18 protein-coding genes and 3 tRNA genes are annotated in these 23,745 nt (G+C 42.5%); 13 read left to right on the plus strand and 8 right to left on the minus strand.

Features of this window, described 5'->3' with window-relative positions; all coding sequences use genetic code 11:
• The first annotated feature begins 45 nt into the window (after nt 1-45).
• From DRZ93_RS08810 to DRZ93_RS08830, 5 genes are all read left to right on the plus strand, one after another.
• Nucleotides 46-2,982: an IS66 family transposase gene (locus tag DRZ93_RS08810; RefSeq protein ID WP_172458154.1), complete on the plus strand. Its 2,937-nt coding sequence runs from the start codon at nt 46-48 to the stop codon at nt 2,980-2,982.
• A 266-nt stretch (nt 2,983-3,248) separates the two neighbouring features.
• Nucleotides 3,249-4,031 (plus strand): Mu transposase domain-containing protein, encoded by a 783-nt coding sequence (locus DRZ93_RS08815; RefSeq protein WP_172458156.1) that lies wholly within the window; start codon nt 3,249-3,251, stop codon nt 4,029-4,031.
• 13 nt (nt 4,032-4,044) lie between these two features.
• Entirely contained in the window at nt 4,045-4,824 is a 780-nt protein-coding gene (locus tag DRZ93_RS08820; RefSeq protein WP_113743686.1) for an ATP-binding protein, read from the plus strand.
• A complete protein-coding gene (locus DRZ93_RS08825) occupies nt 4,817-5,059 on the plus strand; it encodes a hypothetical protein (RefSeq protein WP_113742985.1) in 243 nt (80 codons plus the stop codon). Before DRZ93_RS08820 ends, DRZ93_RS08825 begins: the two co-directional genes overlap by 8 nt.
• Before the next feature lie 224 nt (nt 5,060-5,283).
• Entirely contained in the window at nt 5,284-6,813 is a 1,530-nt protein-coding gene (locus tag DRZ93_RS08830) for an IS1634 family transposase (RefSeq protein WP_113746383.1), read from the plus strand.
• Nucleotides 6,814-6,951: 138 nt separating this feature from the next.
• On the opposite strand, the gene DRZ93_RS08835 is transcribed toward DRZ93_RS08830, so the two are convergent.
• The 3 genes from DRZ93_RS08835 to DRZ93_RS08845 all read right to left on the minus strand — a co-directional run bounded on the left by DRZ93_RS08835 (nt 6,952) and on the right by DRZ93_RS08845 (nt 7,230).
• Nucleotides 6,952-7,035 (minus strand) — tRNA-Leu (locus DRZ93_RS08835).
• 20 nt (nt 7,036-7,055) lie between these two features.
• Nucleotides 7,056-7,131, minus strand: a tRNA-His gene (locus DRZ93_RS08840).
• Between the two features lie 22 nt (nt 7,132-7,153).
• Nucleotides 7,154-7,230: transfer RNA gene (locus tag DRZ93_RS08845), tRNA-Arg, on the minus strand.
• Nucleotides 7,231-7,522: 292 nt separating this feature from the next.
• Here DRZ93_RS08845 and DRZ93_RS08850 point away from each other — a divergent pair.
• On the plus strand, nt 7,523-8,350 hold the full coding sequence (locus tag DRZ93_RS08850; protein WP_113744776.1) for a sulfite exporter TauE/SafE family protein: 828 nt from the start codon (nt 7,523-7,525) through the stop codon (nt 8,348-8,350).
• Nucleotides 8,351-8,389: 39 nt separating this feature from the next.
• Nucleotides 8,390-9,250 (plus strand): bifunctional methylenetetrahydrofolate dehydrogenase/methenyltetrahydrofolate cyclohydrolase FolD, encoded by an 861-nt coding sequence (gene folD, locus DRZ93_RS08855; RefSeq protein WP_113744777.1) that lies wholly within the window; start codon nt 8,390-8,392, stop codon nt 9,248-9,250.
• A 105-nt stretch (nt 9,251-9,355) separates the two neighbouring features.
• Here folD and fabV read toward each other — a convergent pair whose 3' ends face one another.
• Nucleotides 9,356-10,555 (minus strand): enoyl-ACP reductase FabV, encoded by a 1,200-nt coding sequence (gene fabV / locus DRZ93_RS08860; RefSeq protein WP_113744778.1) that lies wholly within the window; start codon nt 10,553-10,555, stop codon nt 9,356-9,358.
• A 653-nt stretch (nt 10,556-11,208) separates the two neighbouring features.
• On the opposite strand from fabV, the gene dacB reads away from it, so the two are divergent.
• The 6 genes from dacB (at nt 11,209) to DRZ93_RS08890 (ending at nt 18,096) form a co-directional block, all read left to right on the plus strand.
• A complete protein-coding gene (dacB, locus tag DRZ93_RS08865) occupies nt 11,209-12,708 on the plus strand; it encodes a D-alanyl-D-alanine carboxypeptidase/D-alanyl-D-alanine endopeptidase (RefSeq protein WP_172458158.1) in 1,500 nt (499 codons plus the stop codon).
• Nucleotides 12,709-12,810: 102 nt separating this feature from the next.
• Entirely contained in the window at nt 12,811-14,025 is a 1,215-nt protein-coding gene (locus DRZ93_RS08870; protein ID WP_113744780.1) for a pyridoxal phosphate-dependent aminotransferase, read from the plus strand.
• Nucleotides 14,026-14,159: 134 nt separating this feature from the next.
• Nucleotides 14,160-14,771: a hypothetical protein gene (locus DRZ93_RS08875; RefSeq protein WP_146740846.1), complete on the plus strand. Its 612-nt coding sequence runs from the start codon at nt 14,160-14,162 to the stop codon at nt 14,769-14,771.
• A 95-nt stretch (nt 14,772-14,866) separates the two neighbouring features.
• The gene (locus DRZ93_RS08880; protein WP_172458160.1) at nt 14,867-15,364 is read left to right on the plus strand and encodes a DUF4357 domain-containing protein; all 498 of its coding nucleotides are present in this window, start codon (nt 14,867-14,869) and stop codon (nt 15,362-15,364) included.
• A gap of 2 nt (nt 15,365-15,366) precedes the next feature.
• Complete coding sequence (locus DRZ93_RS08885) at nt 15,367-16,851, plus strand: RsmB/NOP family class I SAM-dependent RNA methyltransferase (RefSeq protein ID WP_113744783.1); 1,485 nt, start codon at nt 15,367-15,369, stop codon at nt 16,849-16,851.
• A gap of 63 nt (nt 16,852-16,914) precedes the next feature.
• Nucleotides 16,915-18,096 (plus strand): MFS transporter, encoded by a 1,182-nt coding sequence (locus DRZ93_RS08890; protein ID WP_113746385.1) that lies wholly within the window; start codon nt 16,915-16,917, stop codon nt 18,094-18,096.
• 109 nt (nt 18,097-18,205) lie between these two features.
• On the opposite strand, the gene DRZ93_RS08895 is transcribed toward DRZ93_RS08890, so the two are convergent.
• The 4 genes from DRZ93_RS08895 to DRZ93_RS08910 form a co-directional block, all read right to left on the minus strand.
• Nucleotides 18,206-20,302 (minus strand): DEAD/DEAH box helicase, encoded by a 2,097-nt coding sequence (locus tag DRZ93_RS08895; protein WP_113746386.1) that lies wholly within the window; start codon nt 20,300-20,302, stop codon nt 18,206-18,208.
• 281 nt (nt 20,303-20,583) lie between these two features.
• Entirely contained in the window at nt 20,584-21,039 is a 456-nt protein-coding gene (fliJ, locus tag DRZ93_RS08900; RefSeq protein WP_113744786.1) for a flagellar export protein FliJ, read from the minus strand.
• 5 nt (nt 21,040-21,044) lie between these two features.
• Complete coding sequence (gene fliI / locus DRZ93_RS08905; RefSeq protein ID WP_113744787.1) at nt 21,045-22,472, minus strand: flagellar protein export ATPase FliI; 1,428 nt, start codon at nt 22,470-22,472, stop codon at nt 21,045-21,047.
• A gap of 3 nt (nt 22,473-22,475) precedes the next feature.
• Nucleotides 22,476-23,741 carry a FliH/SctL family protein gene (locus DRZ93_RS08910; RefSeq protein ID WP_113746387.1) on the minus strand — a complete coding sequence of 422 codons (1,266 nt, stop codon included), beginning with the start codon at nt 23,739-23,741 and terminating at the stop codon, nt 22,476-22,478.
• Between the last annotated feature and the right edge of the window lie 4 nt (nt 23,742-23,745).

Raw genomic sequence — 23,745 nt, forward strand, 5'->3', positions numbered from 1 at the left:
GGTTTGGCCTCAGGTACGGTACAATACGGATATAAGGATATTAATATGGCTCACTTAGATCGCAACAACAGTAACACAGCCCCTGCCACCAATATTGCAGGTACAGACTTAAATGCTCTTAGCAAGGAGCAGCTTATTGCTCTGCTGCAGGAGCAGAGCCGGCAGCATAAAAAAGAGATGCAGGAGCAGAGCCAGCAGCATAAAAAAGAAATGCAGGAGCTACAGAGTCATTCTGTTAAAGAGCAGAAAAGCCAGATTGATATCATAACCAGGCTGCGAGCCCATATTAAAAGTCAGGATACACGTATAAACGAGCTAAATGACTCTGTTGCCGATTATAAGAAGCTAACTTCTGAACAGAAGAATGAAATTGAGGAGCTCAAGGCAGGCAATGCAGGCCAGAAGGACGTTATAGTCAATGCACTCACCTTTATCAAGGATAACAGAGATGCCTTTGCAAATCTTATAAAGGACAATCCTCCTGAGGATTTATATAATCTAAAAGAGATTAACTCATATCTGATGATATTTTTATCCAATGCCCGCATTGCTACTGCACAACTTGGCAGATATATAAGGGGTACATATGTATCATCACAAAGCGAGAGCAATAAAAACTATAAAATCCAGAGCGATTCTGAAAATAGCTCAGATTCCAGCATAAAAGGCTCAGAGAGCGCCAGTGCAAATAACGTAGAGCCAAAAGACAGCGAAAATACTGCACCAACCTATGCCACATACCCTGATTATACAGAGCATAAAGATGTAGATGTGGCAGCGGCCTCTATAGTCAGCCACGATGACAGGGACATGGAAGAGCTCTCTTTAATGTGTGATGTGGAGGAGAAAGAGTGCTGTGCTGACAGCATGTCCACACTGCAAAGCGTGCAAAGTGTTATTGAGCTGTCAGGTGAGATTAGAAAAAATAATAAAAACTCAGCAGGTGTGGTTTTAGATCCACTTGCAGAAGAAAGGAGCATTTTAAATCTCTCTAAAGACAGCGACATTACAAAAGCCATCAAAGTGCCTACAGGTTTTAGAATCAGATGCTACTGCCCTACATGCAAACATATCCATGAATTTAAATTTGACGGCAAGGTTAAAAGAGCAAATGAGGTTAAAGAGTATCAGGGTATTGATACCAAAATCAGCCTCAGTGCTGTACAGAATCTCATAGGTGTAGGCTGCGGCACTACCATAGAATACAATCCTGCTCTGATAACTGCCTATGATACCTATGAGGTAAAAACCAGAAGCGATGATAGGCCTGAGGAAGGTGTTCGTAATTCAAACGAATGTGACTCAAAAATAGAACAGTCATTAAATCAAGAGGTTATTGTTACAAATCAGGACAGACAAAATACACCCAAAACCCACACGAATGAGTCTGCAGATAACAGCGAGCTTAAAAACTCAGACAATAAAGCTAAGGTTAACAAGAAGATCCTGCAGAATATCTGCCGCCATGATGGTGCAGTTAAAAGCTCACATGATATAGCCCATGATTTAATTAGCTATAAGGGCAGAAATGACATTATAAATCCCAACACTTTTGATTTTGATGCCTTTGCCTTGCTGCCATGCTTTAATAAATGCGCTCTATCTGCTGGGCTTATGAGTGCATTACACTCAATGTTTGCCATGCTCAGTGCTCCTAAGAGCCGTATTACCACCATGCTCAACGGCCTGGGTGTTGACTGGTCGCGTGTACATATCACAGATATTATAAATGGAGGCTCAAGAGCTTTTTTCCATGGAGTGGCTGAGGTTATTCATAATGACATGCTCTATAACTGTCGCAGCGTTATTATGGACGAGACCACACTTAAGGTACGCTCGCAAAAGACTAAAGGCGGTTATATTAAAAAGTCACAGTTATGGTGTATGGCCACATCCTGGACGGAGGAGGTAAGTGCCACCTATTTCAGAGCCTCAGACAGTAGAAATGCTGACAATGTCCTGGATTTGCTCGACAGTAAAAATCCAAGCTCAATTGATACTATAACCACTGATGGCTATGCAGGTTATGATGCTGCCGTCGAGGAGTTTAAAAAGGCCGGCATAGATATCTGCCATGCCTCGTGCTGGACTCATGCCAGACGACCTCTGCACCGCTATTTAACTGAATCAGGACTGCTTAAAATCTACAATCAATATCTGCTGCCAGATGGCTGTGAGATGAGTGCTTTTATGGAGAACCTGATAAAATATGAGCAAAAGAATAAAGGTGCAAAATCTTTATCTGCTCTGAACAGAGACTGTTTTATTGTCTATTACCTCATCAACTGCCTGTTTTATATAGACAGCAGCGCCTGGCAGGAAGCTATCATTAAAGGCACCTCATTTGAAGATGAGATAGAAAAGTACAGAAAGAATATATCCTCTAAGGTGCTGGATGCTATATTTGATGTGGTAAGACACATAATCAGAGAAAATGGCAATATAGTTATTAAATGCTCTGGCAGTCGCCATGGCCGTGTCAAATACAGAAAATCAAATCAGCATGCTGTCTCTGGTCCTCTTATCTATCTGCTCAATCAGGAGACAAAGCTCAGAGAGTTTGTAGATAAACCACATATAGAGCTATCCTCATCAGCAGCTGAAAGAGCTATAAGGCTGGGAGCCTGTGCGCGTCACAGTTTCCAGTTTTTAAATCACCCGGACAGTGCTCAGACTTTTGCAGATCACCTGACTATTGCCAATACCTGTACAATGAATAATGTATCATTTACGCAGTATACATTATGGCTTATGGCCAATATCAGATATAGAATTGTGCAGAAACTGATGCTCGAAGGTATGCAGTCACATGCAGTTTCACTGCCAAAATCAAGAACAGAAATTATTGAAGATGGGGACAATAAAGTAAAGATCCGCATTGGGCTGTATGATAAGGCTAATAAGACCATATTTGATGAAATCAGCTATGAAGGACTTACCCCATACGATTTCAAGACTCTGATCTTAAGTCATGGAGAATGATAACCAAGCCTCGGCTCTTTGTGAGCCAAGGCCTATATAAGTGATTAAATGTGTCTTATATTGAGCGCTGCTGAAAATTTTACCTCTGATAACAAGGCTTTTTATCAAAGCATGCATTTAAATAAAAGCCTCTAATGATCCTACACTCTCTGCACTCGAGCTGCTGACCGTCTATAGCCATATATCAAAGCCGGCATGGCTACTCTAATCTATTTGCAACAAGGCAGATCCTATGGGTTTCCCCATGGGAGTTATAGTAATCTGACTTGGTTTTACAATCTAGGGTCGCAATAGTTACTAGTTACTTTCACAAAGATCCAAACACAACCCGTGAATTTTTATTTGAACATTGTGAAAAATCTCATGCAAGAGCCATGATCAATGTAATACCGTCCTATGCCGTTGTATCGTATGCAAAGGTACGCAGAAACTACCATATTGAGCATAATGGCAAGCTGTATTCAGTGCCATATAAATATATAAATCACACGGTGACAGTGAAAGAGTATGAAAACTCATTGAGTATTTACTGTGACAGCAAACTTATAGCTACGCATGCCAAGTTAAAAGACTCTGACGCTAAAAACTCAACACAGCACGATCATATGCCAGAAAATCACCAGAAGGTCATTGAAAAGCGTAAATATCGCACTATTGACGACGTTTTAAGTGAGGCGCAACGATTATCTCATGAGCTTTATACTTATTGTAAATATAAGTCAGAGCACACACGTAGCGCTCCATTAAAATCCTGTTTATCCGTGCTTAATATGTACATTCACAGCTCCAACAAGGCCATTCTCTCTGAGGTTTTAAACGAGGTCATGAAAATGCCGGATGACTATAGAAATTACGATTCAGTCCGTAGTCTATATGCCAGACGCATCGAAGAGGCTTATAGTGCACGGACAAAAGCTATAAGTGCCACAGACATGGCATCTGATATCGCACATTTAAAAAACAGCATCAAGCCTGATCTTACAGTGGATGAGAACGGGGTATACCGTGACTCAAATGGCTTAATTTTATCTGCTTCAATCAAGGAATAATAAGGAAATATCAATGACAAATAAAGTTGTACTGCTGGAGATGGAGCAGGAAGTTTTAAAATCATTAAGAGGATTAAAGCTCGTTGGCTTTTCAGAGGCATTGTTAAGACAACTGCAGCAACCAGAGATATATAACAAAATTAATTTTATGGAGAGAATCAGTATTGCAGTCCAGGAGCATATTGACTATCTGCATATGAAAAAAAGTCAAACAATACTTAAAAAGAGCAGGCTCAAAGGTATCAGAACTATAGATACAATCGATGCTGAGGAGTCCAGAGGACTGTCTGCATCTTTAATTGCTGAGCTGACAACATTAGGTTTTGAGACCAAGCATCAGAACATAATCATTAGAGGAGCCTCTGGGACAGGCAAGACTGAGCTTGTATGTGCACTGGGCAGACTGGCATGCTCAAGAGCAATTTCTACAGAATATTATACGGCCTCAGATCTGATGGAGCTATGTGCATGTATGAACATAGAAGAAAGGCATAGACTCAGGGAACGTCTAAAAAAAATTAAAATATTAATAATTGACGATTTATTCCTAACAGAGTTCCAAAACTCTGATTATGCCAAATATCTACATGATATTTTAGACGATAGAATAAATGTGGGGTCAACTATTTTTGCCACACAGCTTGCTGACAGTGGAATTGCTGCGAGGGTTGATAATATTGGATCTGCCGTAGCCGATGCTCTTGTCAGGAGAATAAAAAACTGTGCTTTTGATATCGTCCTAAAGCCATTTGTAGACCCGCTGGCAACACTAAAGGATAGCAAGAATGTCTAAGCCATTAATTATTGGCCGTTTAGAGTATAGCAACAGCAGAGATCTTATATTAATTGATGAGCATGCTCTGAAGATCGGAGATACCATTTATCTCAAGAATACTCTTAAAAACGGCAGGAGTCATTGGACAGGCTATATGCTGGACTATGGTCTTGAGAGTAAGGAGTGGTATTTATGCGGTATCAAAGATCCGCTCTATAGGCTACTGGGAAAAGTCGCTAAAATTTACCTATAAAAAGTAACACGGTAGGCTCTAAGGCAACTTAGGGCCTTTTATTTGATTTAATAAGAAAAAATATGGATCAGCTGTATACAGTGAAGATTGCCCGTAACTTTTAAAGATTCAGTGATTAAAGTGGAGGTCGTGTATAAGGTTAAGATTCAATGCAAAAGGTCAAATTGGATCGTGTGTATAAAGTTTAAGAGAATGTATGTATAAAGATAAAGGATTTTCCATACATGATAATGACCTGTCTGTCCAAGGGTATTAAATCTATATCTTATGAGATTGAGGCTTTTGTCAGAGAGCACGCTCTTGATTTAGATATAAACTCTTATAAAGATCATATACAGAGACTGTATAAATACATAGATGAAAACGGCGTTATAAACGAGTTTGCCAAATTTAAAACTCAGTATCATAAAAAGAAAAATGGCAATAAGCACATGCAGTTTCTGGCTCTTGATGGTACTAACGTAGATAATGCCGGCAACTGCCTGACTAAGGCACAGTACGGCAAATCTAAAAGCGGTACAGACAACAAGGTTATTAATTTTATAACACTGGTTGACCAGAGCACACATGAGCTGTTTTCCACTGTTACATATGCAGGCAATATTACAGATGTGCTGACTGTGGAGTCAGTATGCAGGCAGCTTGTGGACAGAGGCGCCGGCGACAATATATCTTTAGTCTGTGACAGGGGATTCTGGTCTATCAACAATATCTCGGCCATGCTTGAGCATAATATATCCTTTGTGTGCAACTGTAATATAGCCAAGAGCAAACTTATCAAAGAGCAGGTAGATGCAATATCACGCGATCTGCTAAGAGACAGGGGTCTGGTTTTTAGCAGTAGCGCAGATATTACAGACACTGCGCCTAAACTGCTTGCAGGAAAGACTATACAGCTCCCATGGTCTTATACACAGAAGATTCTAAGTAAAATGGCAAGAGAAAATAATGAGTCTTACAAGCCTGTAAGGCAAAAGGAGAAAACTCTGTATGTACACTTTATTTTCTCCCGCGAGATATATGAAGAGAGCATGAATAAATATAGGGTTTTAATCAAAGAGCTCAATGATGCCTATGATATAGCCAGCAACTGGCAGGAGGTTATTGCAGGTAAAGAGCCATCTGAGCTTACTGCCGCTCATACCAATCTTTTAAAAGACAAGCTCGTTGATTTATTTCAATATAGTGATGAGGTTGCAGACACTGACTCCTCTTTTGACAAAAAGGAGCAGCCTCAACAACACTATTACCCAAGATACTATGTCATATCAAGGCTATGCAGACAAATAGCCACCAGAGTTCTGGTTTCTGACTGTGTGGATAATGTTATTGAGGCAAATGAAATATATGCGCAGAGAAATAATGTAGAGGTGGGCTATAGTATAATTAAAGGCGAGCTTGGAGGCTCTACACTCAATGCCTCCACCGATAAGACAGTAAATGCCAAAGTATTCATACTGTCTCTTGCATCAGAGGTGCAAAGACAAATGCTCGAGGCTAATAAAGTCTTTAATAAAGAGCAGATTAAAAACAATCTGCCTCCTGTAAAGCTTTGTCATAACTCATTTAGAGGCACACTGCGCTCTCTGGAGGCTATAGAGGCCACTATTGATAAAGAAAATGGATCTATAATATTCTCTGGAGGAATATTAAAAAGGCAGTCTGAGTTAATACGCTCATTTGGCATTGAGCCATTAGATACGCTGACACGTGCAGCATATGCCAAAGAAGAGGGTTTTAGCTTTAAACGATAGTTAAAAAAAGAAGATCTGGTCGCGTCCGGCGACCGGCTTCTGGTCATGAAATTAAGATTGATTCTCGGTATGTTTGGTGTGCGATCTTAGGGATCTTGAAGTGAAATTTATTGAAGAGATATGGATTATTTTATTAGGTGGTGCGGGAGAAGAGACTCGAACTCTTACACCTAGGGCGCCAGAACCTAAATCTGGTGCGTCTACCAATTTCGCCACTCCCGCGTTAGGAAAAATGACAATGATGGGGTGGCTGATGGGGCTCGAACCCACGACAACCGGAATCACAATCCGGGACTCTACCAACTGAGCTACAGCCACCATTGTCATGTGTTAATTTAGATGGCGCGTCCTAGAGGAGTCGAACCTCTGACCCACAGCTTAGAAGGCTGTTGCTCTATCCAACTGAGCTAAGGACGCAAACCTAAAGTCAATTGAACTATCTCTAAGAGATGCCGACCAGAAGTCTGTGTGCTCATCATCAATCAACGGGAGCCTATTATATGTACTAAATTTACCCACGTCAAATATTTTTTAATATTTTTCACATAAAAAATATTATATCATTGATTTTAAAGAATTTTTGCATTTTAAGATCATGCTGCAGTGTATGCCCTCCTCTGGCATAAAGCCTGCTTTAAAACTAAAGCAACTTGTATTTTTAAGACGTTAAAATACAATAGGCCTACAAGTTTTTTTTAAAGAGGTGCTTATGCTGGAGCTTAGTCTTGAGCAGATACTTATCAATATTGCCATTCTCTCTGTATGTGGTATTGCTGCAGGTTTTCTTGCAGGACTTTTAGGTATTGGCGGTGGTATAGTCTTTGTCCCTGTACTGTATTTTGTCTTTATTCATGCACTGCATGTAGATCCAGATCTTGCCATGGTTCTAGCCACCGGCACTTCACTTATGTGTATGATACCAACCTCAATTACGGCAGCTCTTGCGCAGTATAAAAAAGGCAATACCAATACAGATGTTATCAAGACCTGGGCTTTTGGCCTGATCCTTGGTGTTATTGCCGGATCTTTAATCTCATCTTTTTACGGCGGTCAGTGGCTTGCCATACTCTTTGGCTGCATTATGATAGTAAACAGCCTCAATACACTGTTCAGAGCCAGGGCCAAACCTATGTTTGACTCACTGCCGCGACCTTTTTTTCAAAATGTAATAGGCTTTTTAATCTCATCCTTTTCCGTTATGCTCGGCGTAGGTGGTGGCACGCTGACAGTGCCTGTATTAAATGCCTGCTCAGTACCGCCGCACAAATCCATAGGCACCTCATCTGCTGTCTCTTTATTTGTGTGCATACCAGGCGCCATTATTCTGCTGACCACAGGCCAGACACCTGATAATGCCCCTTTTGGCACCTTTGGCTATGTCAATGTCATTGCCGCCTTATGTGTCATCCCTCTCTCGGTGCTCACAGCTCCTTTGGGCGTAAAGGCCGGCAAAAGTATCAGCCCTGTTACGCTAAAGAGAATTTTTGCCATAGCTCTTTTGATTGTAAGTGTCAGAATGCTTTTGTCTGCTATATAATATACAGATTGAATATTTTTATTTAACATAGGATTTTTTATGAGCGCAAACATTATAGATGGTAAGGAAATTGCAAAAAATCTCAGGGCTGAGCTTGCCCATCAGGTTGCTGCTTTTACTGACAGTGGTTTTAGAAAACCTGGCCTTGCAGTTATTTTAGTAGGCGACAATGCAGCCTCTCAGGTCTATGTGCGCAACAAGAAAAAAGCCTGTGAAGATGTGGGCATCAATACCATAGCCTATGATCTGCCAGCTACAACAACACAAAATGAGCTTGAGGCTCTTATTGACAAGTGCAATGCAGATGAGGCCATTGACGGTATTTTAGTGCAGTTTCCGCTGCCAGAGGGTCTTGATGAGACCAGAGTTATTGAAAAGATTGTACCGTCAAAGGATGTTGATGGCTTCCACCCTTACAATGTTGGCCGTCTGACTCAGAGAATTCCAACCTTAAGAGCCTGTACCCCAAAGGGTATTATGACTATGCTCAAAACTGTCAGAGATGATTTAAAGGGTGTCAATGCTTTAGTGGTAGGAGCCTCAAATATTGTAGGCCGTCCTATGGCTCTTGAGCTTTTGCTTGCAGGTGCCACTGTTACTGTAACCCATAAATTCACCAAGGATCTTGAGTCTTTTGTCCGTAAGGCCGATCTTGTAGTTGTAGCTGTGGGCAAGCCTCGCTTTTTAAACGGGCAGTGGATCAAAGATGGTGCCATTGTTATTGATGTTGGTATCAACCGTCTTGAAGATGGTTCTTTATGCGGCGATGTTGACTATGATGAGGCTGCAAAGCATGCCTCCTATATTACCCCTGTGCCAGGTGGTGTAGGTCCTATGACTGTGGCAACTTTAATGGAAAATACAGTACAGGCCTATAAAGATCATATAGGTCAGAAATAGATAACTTTTAATGATGTAATCCTGCACCTGCTGCAGGATTTTTTTTATCCTGTATTTCTGCAGGCACAAAAAAGGCACCTTGCGGTGCCCCTGACTAACACAAAACTAATCAATCATATCCACACAGTCAAATTTGACATCAGGATCGACATCGGCGCTGTAGTCAACACCTTCAACCTCAAAGCCAAAGAGCTGCAGAAATTCTTTTTTATACTGCTCATAGTCAGTAAGCTCTTTTAAGTTCTCGGTTGTAACCTGTGGCCACAGCTCCTTGCACTTATCCTGTACGCTAGGACGCAGCTCCCAGCTGTCCATACGGATACGGCCATTGTCATCAACTTCAGCAGCATTGCCGTAAAGAGCATCTTTGAACATTCTGTAGATATGGGCAATAACGCTCTCATCAATACCCTGCTCACGCATTACCTTAAAGCACATGGAGATATAAAGAGGCATTACAGGAATGGCTGATGAGGCCTGAGTTACCACTGACTTTAAGACAGCAACACGGGCATCGCCGCCAAGTGAAGCTAAAAGCTCACGGTTGGCCTTAGCTGCTCTGTCAAGATCCTCTTTGGCCTTGCCAAGAGCACCGTGCCAGTAGATAGGCCAGGTGATTTCAGTACCAATATAGCTATAGGCTACAGTCTTGCAGTTGTTCTCAAGAACATCGGCATCCTTTAGAGCCTTCATCCACAGCTCCCAGTCCTGACCGCCCATAACCTTTACAGTATTTGCAATCTCTTCATCGGTTGCTGTCTCTACAGTAGCCTCAATAATGCAGTCGCGGTTGGTATCAATGGCAGTTGAGGTAAAATCCTTGCCTATGGTCTTTAATGATGAGCGTACTACCTCACCTGTATCTGGCATTTTGCGCACAGGGCTTGCAAGTGAGTAGACCACCATGTCAATCTTGCCTAAATCCTGTTTTATCATCTCAATGGCCTTGGCACGGCACTCATCTGAAAATGCGTCGGCATTGATATTTTTGGCGTACAGACCTTCCTTGGTGGCAAACTCGGTAAAAGCTGCTGTATTGTACCAGCCTGCATGACCTGGTTTTTTAGGAGAGCCGCACTTGGAGAAAAATACACCTAAGGTGGCAGCGCCTGAGCCAAAGGCGGCACTGATTCTTGAGGCCAGACCGTAACCTGTTGAGGCACCTATAACCAGTACCTTCTTAGGACCGTTTTCAATCTTGCCATGCTCTTTGACATAGGCAATCTGATTGGCAACATTGGCTCTGCAGCCTTCTGGATGTGTAGTTGTACAGATAAAACCACGCACTTTAGGTTCAATAATCATCAAATACTCTCCGTTAAATCTCTATCTGATTTATGCAATTATATACTATGTACCGCCCTAATTTCACAACAGTACTAAAAAGCTTGATTTAAAAATAAATTTAACTGCCATTTTTTACAAATTTATATGTAATTTAAGTGCAAAGCTGTTACTTTTTTAAAAAACATTAAAATTTTAGCCTCAATATCCCCTACCTGCCGCCAAACTTTGTATTGCTTATTGTTATACAAAAGGCTCAAAGACATGCCATCTGTAAGAGCACTTTAGAGCGCACTCTTTTTGCAACAATCCTGCATTAAAGTGCTTTTTTAAAGGTAATTGAAAAAGTTTTTCATATGTTCATTTTTGTATTTAGCTTAAAAAAACTGACTTTAGACTTTAGAGCACTCTCTTGGCTCCTCAGGTTCAGGGCATCCTATCTTGTCGCCTTGATTGTGACAAAGTATAATTTTTGCAAAAAGTTTTTCTGCTCTGTTTATAGATAGCAAAGGCTTACTGCTTACTGCTGACTTTTATGTCATGTAAAACTGACAAAAAAGCTTATGCCTTTAAAAAGAAAAGATCTCGATGCTGTCAGATTTTAAGATAGTATCTAAACACAGGCGTAAAAAGCGTCACTTGCGTTAAAAAATACTTTTTAGTCGGAGATTAGATTGAATAAAACACTAAGGGCTCTTTTAGCCCCTTTATGCCTTGTATTTGCAGTAGGCTCTGCCAATGCCATAGCCCTAAGTGACAAACCTGTTGCAGGCTCATCTATTGCAGTGGCCTATACCCTGCCAGGCAGTAAAACCATTTATGGTTATAACAATGAAACTTATTTTCATCCAGCCTCAACACAAAAGGTGATAACAGCTTTAGCTGCTGTTTTATATCTGGGGCATGACTTTACTTTAACCACCAAGCTTCTGGTGCAGAAAAAAGCTATAGATGCCAATAGCAACTCTCTGCTTATTGATAAAGATGGAGTTTTACACTCGGATGTCATCATCAAGTTTACAGGAGATCCTACTCTTACCACACAAAAATACCGTCAGATGTTAGCCTTTTTGCGCGACACAGGGGTTAAAGGTATAAATGGCCGTGTGCTTTTGGATATATCGCGCTTTTCAGGCAAGTCACGCGGCAACGGCTGGTCCTGGGATGATCTGCCTGTATGTTTTACAGCCCCGTCAGCCTCAATTGTGCTTAACCGCAACTGCACCTATGCCGAACTTGCCACAGACGGTGTAGGCTCACGCGCCACTCCTGTCATTCCTGCTGGTATTCCTATACGTATCACCTCAGATGTGGTGGCTGTGAGCAACAGAGATTATGGCGGTGACTGTGAGCTTGAGGCCAATCTTTTTATTGACAACAATTATCATTTGACAGGCTGTCTGCCAGCTGACAATAATGGCAGACCTTATCCTATATCTTTGGCCATTGCCGATCCTGTGCGCTGGGGTTTAGACTGGACGGTTAAGATTTTAAACGATCTTGATATCAAGGTTACAGGCGGTATTGAGGCTGTCATGACCCCAAGTGATGATGTGCAGGCTATCTATCAGATAAAATCAGCTCCTATGCGCGATCTGGTCAAATACATGCTGCAAAAGTCCAACAATCTTTATGCCGATACTATAGCTAAAAATATTGCAGCTGAGTACTACAATCTGCCTGCCACCTATTACAGAGCTGACAGAGCCATGCGTTCTATTTTAAAGCAGTATGCCGACATCGATCTTGGCAATGCCTACATTGTAGACGGATCAGGCCTCTCTCCGCACAATCTGCTCTCGGCCAACAATCTTTTAGAGGTTTTAAGCTATATTCAAAAGCATAACAAGAATTTAGGATTCATGGAGCTTTTACCTGTATCAGGACAGTCAGGTACTCTGCAGTGGCGAGCCTCAACCTCACAGGAACCACTTAAGGGCAATGTCATAGCCAAAACCGGTACACTGCAGAATGTTTATAATCTAGCAGGCTTTGTTAAAACCAAAAGCGGAGCTACTGTACCTTTTGTTATTTTTGCCAATTCCATATCCTATGATGAAAGAACAAGAGACAGAGTTAAATACCGCATTATGCCTTCTCCGCATTATGGCTATGAGCGCTATCTTTTAGAGAAGATCTACAACGAACAGCCTATAGAGCGCGCACCGCAGTAAGTGCGCCTAAATTCAGCATGTGTACAAATATAGCCCTGATTAAGGTCATTTTTGACTGATTCGGGGCTATAATGCACGTAAATACCAAGTCGAGGTAGTCATATGAAATTATTTGAAAAATCACACAAGCTTGATAATGTCTGCTATGACATAAGAGGCAAGATCCATCAGGAAGCATGCCGCATGGAAGATGAGGGTGTGCGTATTTTAAAGCTCAATATAGGCAATATGGCAACCTTTGGCTTTCAGGCGCCTGAAGAGGTGATACGTGACGTTATAAGAAATATACCAAACTCACAGGGCTACTGTGAGTCAAACGGTATATTCTCAGCCCGTAAGGCTATTGCACAGTACTATCAGCAAAAAGGCCTTAAGACTGTGGATGTTGAAGATGTCTTTATAGGCAATGGCGTATCTGAGCTTATAACCTTGTCCATGAATGCTCTTTTAAACAATGGCGATGAGGTTTTAGTCCCTGCCCCTGATTATCCTTTATGGACAGCAGGTGTGTCATTAGCCGGCGGCCGTCCTATTCACTATATGTGTGATGAGCAGGCCTCATGGTTTCCTGATCTTGATGATATTAAAAAGAAAATCACCAAAAGAACCAGAGCTCTGGTGATTATCAATCCAAACAATCCTACAGGTGCTGTATACTCAACAGAGCTTTTACAGGAGATTATAGCCATAGCCCGCGAGCATGAGCTTATTATCTTTGCCGATGAAATCTATGACAAGATTTTATATGATGATGTGGCCCACAGAAGTATATGCACCTTGTGTGATGATGTGCCTATCATTACCTTCAACGGTCTGTCCAAAGTATACAGAGCCTGCGGTTTCCGTCAGGGCTGGATGATGATAACAGGTCCAAAGGCAGCACTTAAGGGCTATATTGACGGCATCAAGATTATGATGGCCATGCGTCTTTGTGCCAATGTTCCGTTGCAGTATGCCATTCAGACTGCACTTGGCGGCTATCAGAGTATCAATGAGCTTATAGTGCCAGGCGGCAGACTGCATACACAAAGAGAGCTTTTATATGAAAGACTCAATGCCATTGACGGCGTGTCTGTGGTCAAGCCTTTAGGTGCACTGTATATGTTCCCTAAACTTGATATTAAAAAATTCAATATAAAGGATGATCAGAAACTCTGTCTTGATCTGCTGCGCCAGGAAAAACTGCTGCTGGTGCAGGGTACTGGCTTTAACTGGGGAGCACCTGATCATCTGCGTTTTGTATTTTTACCAGATGTAGATGTTCTAAATGATGCCTGCGATCGCTTTGAGCGTTTTTTAAAGCATTATCATCAGTAATCTCTTTTTATCTAAAGGCCTCGCTCTTGCGAGGCTTTTTTGTATATCTGCTCAAATTTAGCATCACAGATATTGGAATAATTGCCTTTTTGCCATTATTATTAAGACATAAGTATATGATTATGGAGGCAAATATGGATAAAAAAGAGGATAAAGGCGACGGCATCATACACAAGTTTACAAAAGAGCTTGAAAATATTCCTGAGAGCACCACATATATTGAGGTGGCACAGGATACCAAAAGTAAATTTGCCCGTATCTATCTTCTTATACTCTGTGTATTTCTCTCTGTCATTATTACTTTAATCTCACCTTACAACATTTTAAGTGAGCTCAATCAGACTGTGATCTTTATGGTGCTCTCTTTAGGTATTGCTCTGCTTTTGATTGCAGCTATAGCCTCGGCTCTTGCCTACTTTATCTATCTGCAGTTATCCACGCTGAATATCAAGGTGACACAAAAAGAGGACAATCTTTTTTACAAGATAAAAAAGTCTTTAAAACATACAGCCTTTATCCTCTCACTCTCTCTTGTAAGCTTTTACAGCAGTGAGCTTATCCTTACCTCCATGGTCATGGAATTTTTAACTATAAGGCATATGTATCTTGTCAATATCATATGTCTAAGTCTTTTTACCTATTTCTTTTTGCTCTCATTCAACCTTATTGTCAATCTTATACATGATATGATAAAGCATGCCCACAGCGTGGTTATACAGAGCGCCACAGGCAAGCGCAGCGAGTGATGCAAGGCTTTTGAATAAAAGGGCTATATTTTTGTGTTTATGCTACAATAATCAAAATTTTATTGTTGTGCCTCATGCAAGGAAAATATGGCTCAATGAGCGACAGCGAAGTATTGTTTGTGACAGACAAGGATGGCAGAAAGACTCACGCCCTTGTCCCTATAGACACGTATAATGCCCTCATGCAGCTAAAGGGTCTATTAAGACATACAGCCACGCTCTCTGACAATGAGCTTTATACCTATCAGGTAAAGAATGTAACAGCAAGGGGCTATCCACAGGGTCAAAGGCATAAACCACGTTTTGTTGTAACCAAGGATTCACAGGTTACACTCTATTGTGCCAATACTCTGCCTCAGTATATTGTTGATCTTAAAGATAAGCTTATTGATAATGGTATAATTATTTTAGATCCAGTTCACAACTGCTTTGTCTTTACCAAAGATTACGAATTTGAAAGTGTCTCACGTGCCGCCTCTTTAATAGCAGGCACACTGCGTCCAGGACTTGATGTTTTTGTCAACAGAGAGGGCTTTAGCCTCAAGGACTCAGGCTACGGACACAAAGCTAAAAAAAGCAAAACAGGAAAATAAGCATGAATAATAATGCGCCAAAACCTTCTTTTAAGAAAAAGATCTTTAATAAATTTTTAAAAAAAGATGGCAGCTCAAAGTTTGCAAAAGAGCCGTTCAATCACAAATCGCGCCCTCGCCGCTCAGATGAGGGTGAGTTTAAAGAGCGCAGAGCTCAGATCTTCTCAAAAGATGGTGTAAGAGATTTTTCTGCAAAGAATGCAAGATATGGCCGTGACTTTAAAAGACATGAGGGTCCTGATCTTAACATTGACTATTTAAATCTTGAAGATGGACAAAAGCGCATTGGCTTTTCACCATTTCAGATCCGTCTGGTGCAGAGTATTTTAAATGCAGTTTTTGTTGAGGGAAAAACCCTTGATAAGGCCTATTCCATATTCTTTGCCAAGGTCAAGCTTGAGAGTGTAGAGCAGGGCTTTATCATCAAGCAGATAAATGCCATGTTCTCGCATTTATCCTATTATGCCTATGTGGCAGGACTTAAAAGACCGTCTGATTTTTCACGTCATGTCAACCGTCTTATAGTTGTCTACTGCATGGTCAAGAAGTTCTCGGTGCCAAATCTTGACTGTGAGGGTTTTGACCGCTCAGGTGTAATAAAGCGCATTAATGAGGCCAATGAGGATACACTGCTCTCTCAGGGCTGCCCTATCTGGCTTGAGGAGCTGGCTTCAAAGGAGCTCAAGGAGCTCTGGGCTGCAGAGCGTGCCTGTCTTGCTCTTGAGCCAAAGCGTTTTATAAGAGCCAATACTCTAAAAACCACCCGTGAAAATCTGGCCAAAGAGCTGTCTTTGGAGGGTGTGGTGACACGTCCTGTCAAAGACTCGCCAATTGCGCTTGAGGTTACATCAAATTCAGCTTTATTTAGAACCAAAAGCTTTAAAAATGGTTTATTTGAGCAGCAGGATGCAGGATCACAGCTTATAGCTCCATTTTTGGAGCTTGAGCCTGGCCTTAGAGTGGTAGACACCTGCGCCGGAGCCGGCGGCAAAACCCTGCATATAGCAGCTCTGATGCAGGGCAAAGGCTCTATTATTGCCCTTGATACTCAAGAGTGGAAGCTAAGCGAGCTTAAAAAGAGAGCAAGACGCGCCGGGGCCTTTAATATTGAGCCGCGTCATATCAGCTCAAGCAAGATTATAAAAAGACTGTATGAGCATGCTGATCGTGTGCTTATTGACGCCCCATGTTCAGGTACAGGTGTGCTGCGCCGTACTGTAGATTCAAAATGGCGCGACAGCAGAGCCTCTTTAATTGAATTAAGACAGATTCAAAAGGATATTTTGGAGCGCTACAGCAAAATTGCCAAAGTGGGCGGTATCATTGTCTATGCCACCTGCTCTATTCTGCCATCTGAAAATCAAAAGCAGATAGAAGCATTTTGCAATGAGCATAAAGACAGCTTTGAGTTTATAGAAGACAAGGTAGTGCTGCCAAGCAGTGGCTTTGATGGCTTTTATATGGCAAAGCTCAAGCGCATTGCCTGATTAAACTGATTTTTACTTTAAAACTTGAGCTCAGGCTCAAGTTTTTTTACATTTTTTTTGCCTATGTTTAATACCCCAGGATCCAGACGTAAAGGCTCTGTTGTCACCTATATACTTTTGTGTCTGTGCATTACCTTTGCCGGATCGCTTATAGTACCGGTGCTGTCATTTTATATGACGGTGCAGTTACACTACAGTGCCTTTGAGATTTCATCAATCTTTGTTATTCTGCCTATTATCTCTATTTTTGTGGTACAGGGGGCGGCAAGACTCTCTGATGGCATCATAGCAAGGCCTCTTATTATTTCCATTGCCTGCCTCTTTGGCATTGCAAGTCCTTTGTTTCTATCCTCACAGCCTGAGTTTATCCTGTTTTGCACCTTAGGCTTTGTGCTTTTATCCATCTATCCTGTAGCCTATCCGCAGATTTTTGCTTCAGCGCGCGAATATGCCTTAAAGTACATGACCACATCTGTAATGTACACCACCTTTCTGCGTTCTTTAGCCTCCCTCTCCTGGTCAGTAGGTCCGCCTATTGCCTATTTTATAGCCACAGATTTTAGCTTTAATGCCCTGTTTTATACCTGCTCTGCCATGTATCTTATAGCCATGCTCAGCGCCTTTTTCTTTCTGCCGCATATAACTTTTGACGGCCCTGTGATAGAGCATCACAAAAGCTCAGGCAGTTTTTATAAAAACAGACAGGTCATTTTGCTCTTTATTGCTATAGCCCTGCTCTTTACGGCCTTTTCGTCCTATATTGTAACCATGCCTTTGTATCTGACGCAGGAGCTTAAAACTGATGAGCATCTGCCAGGTATGATCTTAGGTCTGGCTGCCTTTATTGAAATACCGCTTATGTTTTTAGCAGCACGCATGGTACGACGCCTGGGCCTTAAATTTCTGGTCATAGCAGGCTCATACTGCCTGGTTATCTTCCTTGGTGCCATGTGTCTGTGCAGCTCACTGACACAACTTTTACTCATTCAGATATTCTCTGCTACCTTTATAGCTTTAGTCTCAAATCTTGGCATGATTTTCTTTCAGGAGCTTTTGGTTAAGATTCCAGGTCAGGCCACATCTGTGTATATCAATGCCTGCACCACAGGACAGATTATAGGCGGCGCTCTGATCTCATTATCATCACTTTACAGCTATAAAAGTATTTATCTGACCGGGGCTTTAATCTCACTTGCAGCCTGTGTTCTGCTGCACTTTGTCAAAAAGCAGGAGCATATACACTAAATAAGGTATTAAAAAGAAGTTGTAACAAAAGCTTTGCTCATAAAAAAAGAGATCATAAAGATCTCTTTTTTTATGTCTGTTTTATGGCCATCAAAGCATGGCCATATCTTTAAAAGCCGTCGCGGCGTGATGATCTTGAGCGTCTTTCACCCTTGATATTAGGTCTTTTATCTAGACGGGAGCGGGTAAAATCGCCAAATGATGGACGGCGCAGTTCACGGCGTACACTCTTGCGTGGTCTGTAATCTACGCTGTTGCCGTTGATATCACCGGCCTCATGACGATATTCGCCCTCATTGTTATCATCTGCAGCATAATTTCTGTCACGTCTGTAATCAGATCTGTCATGATCTCTGCCATCACGGCGTGAGCGTGAACGAGGAGTCTCTGCAGTATATTCTCTAAGCTCTAAAGCTCGGCCGCAGACTCTGGCCTTATAGAGAATATTGCGTGTACTCTCTGGCATACCCTCTGGCAGATCTACAGTGGTAAAGGTATCAAAAATTGATATCTCACCTATATACTTGCTGTCCATATCTGCCTCATTGGCAATGGCACCTACAATCTGTCCAGGTTTTGCGCCGTCACGACGGCCCACGGCCAGTCTGTAGCGCACCATCTGCATCTCAGGGAATTCACGCAGAGGTGATGCTACAGCTGATGGCAGGCGTGATCTGTCACGTCTGTCAGATCTGTCACCACGATCAAAGCGCTCATTTCTGTCATCAAAGGTTTTGACCTTTGGCTCTGGTATTGAATCATCTAAAAGCAGAGCACCATCTCTTTGTGCCATCTTGGCAAGAGCTGCAGCTAAAACCTCAGGCTCAATGGCATCATCATTGAGAATATCTGAGATAACCTCAAGATACATGCCAAGCTCACCTGCATCAATAGTCTCTAAAATCTGATTGCGGAAGTTCTCAAGACGTCTCTTGTTAACATCGGCAATAGTAGGCATGGACATAGGCTCGATTTTCTGACGTGTCACTCTTTCAATCTGACGCAGAGCACGTCTTTCACGAGGGGAGACAAATAAAATAGCCTCACCGTTGCGTCCTGCTCGACCTGTTCTGCCAATGCGGTGAACATAGGATTCAGCATCATATGGAATATCGTAATTGAACACGTGGGTAATACGTGTTACATCAAGACCGCGGGCTGCTACGTCTGTGGCAATAATAATATCTAAAGAGCCATTTTTTAATCTGTCAATAATCTTCTCACGCTGACGCTGTGGAATATCACCATGCAAAGCGGCACAGGCCAGACCTCTGGCTAAAAGCTTGTTAGCCACATCCTCAGCATCGGTCTTGGTTCTGACAAAGACGATGACAGCATCGTAGCTTTCAACCTCCAGCATACGGGTCATGGCATCAATCTTGTGCACACCTGATACCACCCAGTAGCGCTGACGCACTGTAGTTGCTGTGGTGGTTTTAGACTCAATGTGAATCTCCTGCGGCTCATGCAGATGATTTTTGGCTATGCGCTTGATGGCCTCAGGCATGGTAGCTGAGAATAAAGCTGTCTGACGCTGTTCTGGAGTATGGGATAAAATCCAGTCCACATCATCAATAAAGCCCATGCGTAGCATTTCATCAGCCTCATCAATTACCATATATTTGACATATGATAAATCAATCTTGCCTCTTTCAATCAGATCTATAAGACGGCCAGGGGTGGCAACTACAACCTGAGCGCCATGGCGCAGTGATCTTATCTGATTTTCATAGGAGGCACCGCCATAGATTGGTGCTACTCTAAAATCAGTTATGTATTTGGCAAAGCTCTGGAAAGATTCTGCAACCTGAATGGCAAGCTCACGGGTAGGCTCAAGCACTAAAGCACAGATGCCACGTGTTTTTTTATCTATATTGGATAATATAGGCAGAGCAAAAGCTGCAGTCTTGCCGGTACCGGTCTGAGCCTGACCTATCATGTCCTTTTGCATGAGCATAACAGGTATGGCCATTTCCTGAATAGGGGTTGGGCTCTCAAAGCCTAAATCCTTGATGGCTTTTAGTACCTGCTTGGATAAAGACAGGCTGTCAAAGGTGACAATTTCAGTATCATCGCCATCTAATATATCATCGCTACCCTCAAGCAGCACTGAGCTGTCAGCTCCTGATGACATCTGAACATTTAAAGATTGATTTTCAGTGGTATTTTCTGAAATCTCGTTTGCTGTGACATTATTATCTGTCATAAAAACTCCATAGAAATGGGGTCTTCAAGTTCTTCCCTACTTTGCTTTTTTACAATCTAGATGCAGAGCTGCTCTTGATAAAATCAAGGCTCTGTCTATAAACTGATACTCAACTCAATACTGGTATACTTTGATGCCTATAACCCTCAGGCACAACCACTTAAGACCCGAAATTAAAAAGGTGTTTTATTATACATAAAATTAGATATAAATCACATAATCTACAATATTTTTTGTATTATTTTTTACAAGGATGTACTGTCAAAAGGGCACTACAGAGCCTATGACTGATGTGAACTGCGACGGGCGGCGTGGGCTACAACAAATTCATCTAAAAGCTTCTGCTCTTTGATAAGCTCAGCCTTAATACGCTGCTGTTTGTGTTTTTCAAGAAGACTTTCAATGATTTTTCTGTTTTTCTGAGCCTGTAGATACAGCTTGTTCTTTTTATCCATATCAGCTATGCACAGCTGCAACTCATACTCCTGACGGGCCTTAATGGCATCAAGCTTGTTTAAAAAGTCCTGAAAAGTTAAAAGACGCTGAGCGCTAAAGCCGTTCATACCGGCTCTTTGCATATCATCTATATAGCTTTGCTTATAGCCGTCAATCTGAGCTATCTGATCTTTATAACTTGCCACCTTGTTTTTGGCGGCAATATAGTGCTCAAGGGCAGTGTTTTCCTGCTTTTTTCGCAGATCGAGCACTAAATGCAGGGCTTTGTCATTACCTGCCATCTACACTACCTTTGGGCATTAAAGGAGACAGAGGCTACAGCCTGATTCTGCTGCGGGGCGGCAAGCTGCTGTGGCTGCATCTGATTTACCCTATTCTGTGCATCATTGATAAGGATCATAGACAGATTGCGCAGTTCATCTAAAGAGCGTGTATAAGGTATAACCTCTTTCATCTCCTGCTGTGTATAGTTATCAATATGCGGCTTTATCATAATGGCCTGATCCACGCGCGGATCAGATCCTCTCTGATAGGCACCGATGGAGACAAGCTCTCGGTTTTGTGTATATTGAGCAAGACACTGTCTTATGGTACGGGCCATAACCAGATGTTCCTGCGTCACTACAGCAGGCATAACACGTGATATTGATTTTTCAACGTCAATGGCAGGATAGTGACCTGCATCGGCAAGTTCACGTGAGAGCACAATGTGACCGTCTAAAATGGCACGAGCAGCGTCGGCAATTGGATCCTGCAGATCATCACCTTCAACTAAAACAGTAAAGAAGGCAGTGATAGATCCTGAGCCATCAGGACCGTTACCTGCTCTTTCAACCAGAGCCGGCAGCTTGGCAAATACTGATGGAGGATAGCCTTTGGTGGCAGGCGGTTCACCTACTGCCAGGGCAATCTCTCTTTGGGCCATAGCATAACGGGTTAAAGAGTCCATGAGCATAAGTACATTATAGCCCTGATCTCTAAAATACTCGGCAATAGAGAGTGTGGTCTCACAGCCTTTAAGACGCATCAGAGGGGAGGCATCGGCAGGAGCAGCCACGACCACAGAGCGGGCACGACCTTCCTCACCTAAAATCTCCTCGATAAACTCCTTAACCTCACGGCCACGCTCACCAATAAGGCCCACTACAACCACATCGGCTGTAGAGCCTCTTGTCATCATACCCAAAAGTACAGATTTACCAACTCCTGATCCTGCAAACAGACCCATTCTCTGACCCTTGCCCACTGTCAAAAGTCCGTTGATGGCACGTACGCCTACATCAAGCGGCTGCTTGATTGGAGCGCGTGACATTGGATTGACACGATGAGTTACATAGCGTGTGGCATTTGGGCAGATTAAAGGACCAAGTCCGTCTATAGGATCGCCCATACCGTCAATAACACGGCCTAAAAGATGATCGCCATAAGGGAAGGAGGCATTGCCTGTTGCAACTCTGACCACAGCACCAGGTCTTACACCCTGCATCTGCTCAGTTGGCATCAGATAGATGGTTTCATTGTAAAAGCCTACAACCTCGGCATTCATAAAGCCATCATCTGTATCAATTATACATCTGTCGCCAAGTGACACCTTAAGGCCTACAGCCTCAAGAGTAAGACCTACGACACGAGTCAGCTTGCCGCACAATGTAGGCTCGCTGTCTTTGATATCAAGATTAATCTGACGCAGACGCTGCAGTAAATTATTTGCCATGCCCTACTCTTCCTTAAAAGGATCGTGCTTTATACCATCAAACAGGCTCTCGCTCTTGCCCTCGCCACCATCATCACTCACAGCTTCTGCTGTTTGTGACTCTATAGGTTCTGTTGGCTGATTTTCCTGATTTACAGTATAAGGGGCTGAGTCTATACCCTTGACTATTTTATCCTTAAGCTCACTTAAATTTGGATTAGGAGCTAAAGGATGTTTTGGCAGAGCATCATAATCAGGGCAGTTATCAAGACTTTCACGCAAGGCCGAATTTACAACGCCTGAGGCATTGATTAAAAATTCATTTAAAAGATTGTCAACTCTGTCATCAACGCGCCACTCAATTTTTGAGATATCGTTGGACACTGTGACATCGCCACTGTTTAAAGCCTCATTTGACTGCAGACTCCAGTTGTTCTGCTCACGATACTCCTTTGGAATTAAAGCCTCGATTAAGGAGAGATCATCTGGATTTAAAGTGATTGTAGCACCCTGTGAGGCATTTGGCAGCAGCTCCATAGCCTTGTCTATGGCATTTGCCAAAAATTTGGCGTCCTGCTTTATCTCGCGCTTTAGAATAACGGAGCTAAGACGGGAGATGATATAGATAATCTCATCGGTAACATCTCTGTCAACCTGGCGCAGAGGATTGGAGAGCATGTCAGCTAGCATGCGGAATCTTTCCACCTGCTCCTGTACCATTTCAGTACCGCTCTGTACACCCTCCTCCTGGCCTTTGGCAAAGCCCTCTTCACGGCCCTCAACAAGCCCCTGGCGTACACCCTCATCATGGCCTTTGCTAAGACCCTGGGCATAACCCTCTTCCTGACCTTTGGCAAAACCAGCGTTATAGCCCTGGGCCTCGCCTTCTTTTTGACCTTCGGCAAAACCCTCTTCACGGGCCTGCTGACGAATCTTTTCAAGCTCAGCTACAGTAAGCTCGCGCTGTCTTTCACGCTCTTTCTCAAGAGCCTCCTTCTCAGCACGCTCTTTTTCTATAGCCTCAAGACGGGCACGCTCCTCATCTTCAATCTTTTTGCGCTGTTCGGCATACCAGTTGCCGGTGGCATAACCTAAGGCATTGGTGCCAGGTTTTTTGCCATCATCGAGCATAGGCCAGTGCATTGGGGCAAAAGCGTCTGATTCTGTGCGATCAAGCAATACAGCCTTTTTACGTATAACGCGATCTCCAGGTCTGCCTGGCTTTAGTGTCTCAGTCAGGGAGGACTTTTCTATTTGACCTAGTACATTGTATTTATGCTCTGTATCCATACTC

The organism is Anaerobiospirillum thomasii (genome assembly GCF_900445255.1).
Lineage (GTDB): Bacteria > Pseudomonadota > Gammaproteobacteria > Enterobacterales > Succinivibrionaceae > Anaerobiospirillum_A > Anaerobiospirillum_A thomasii.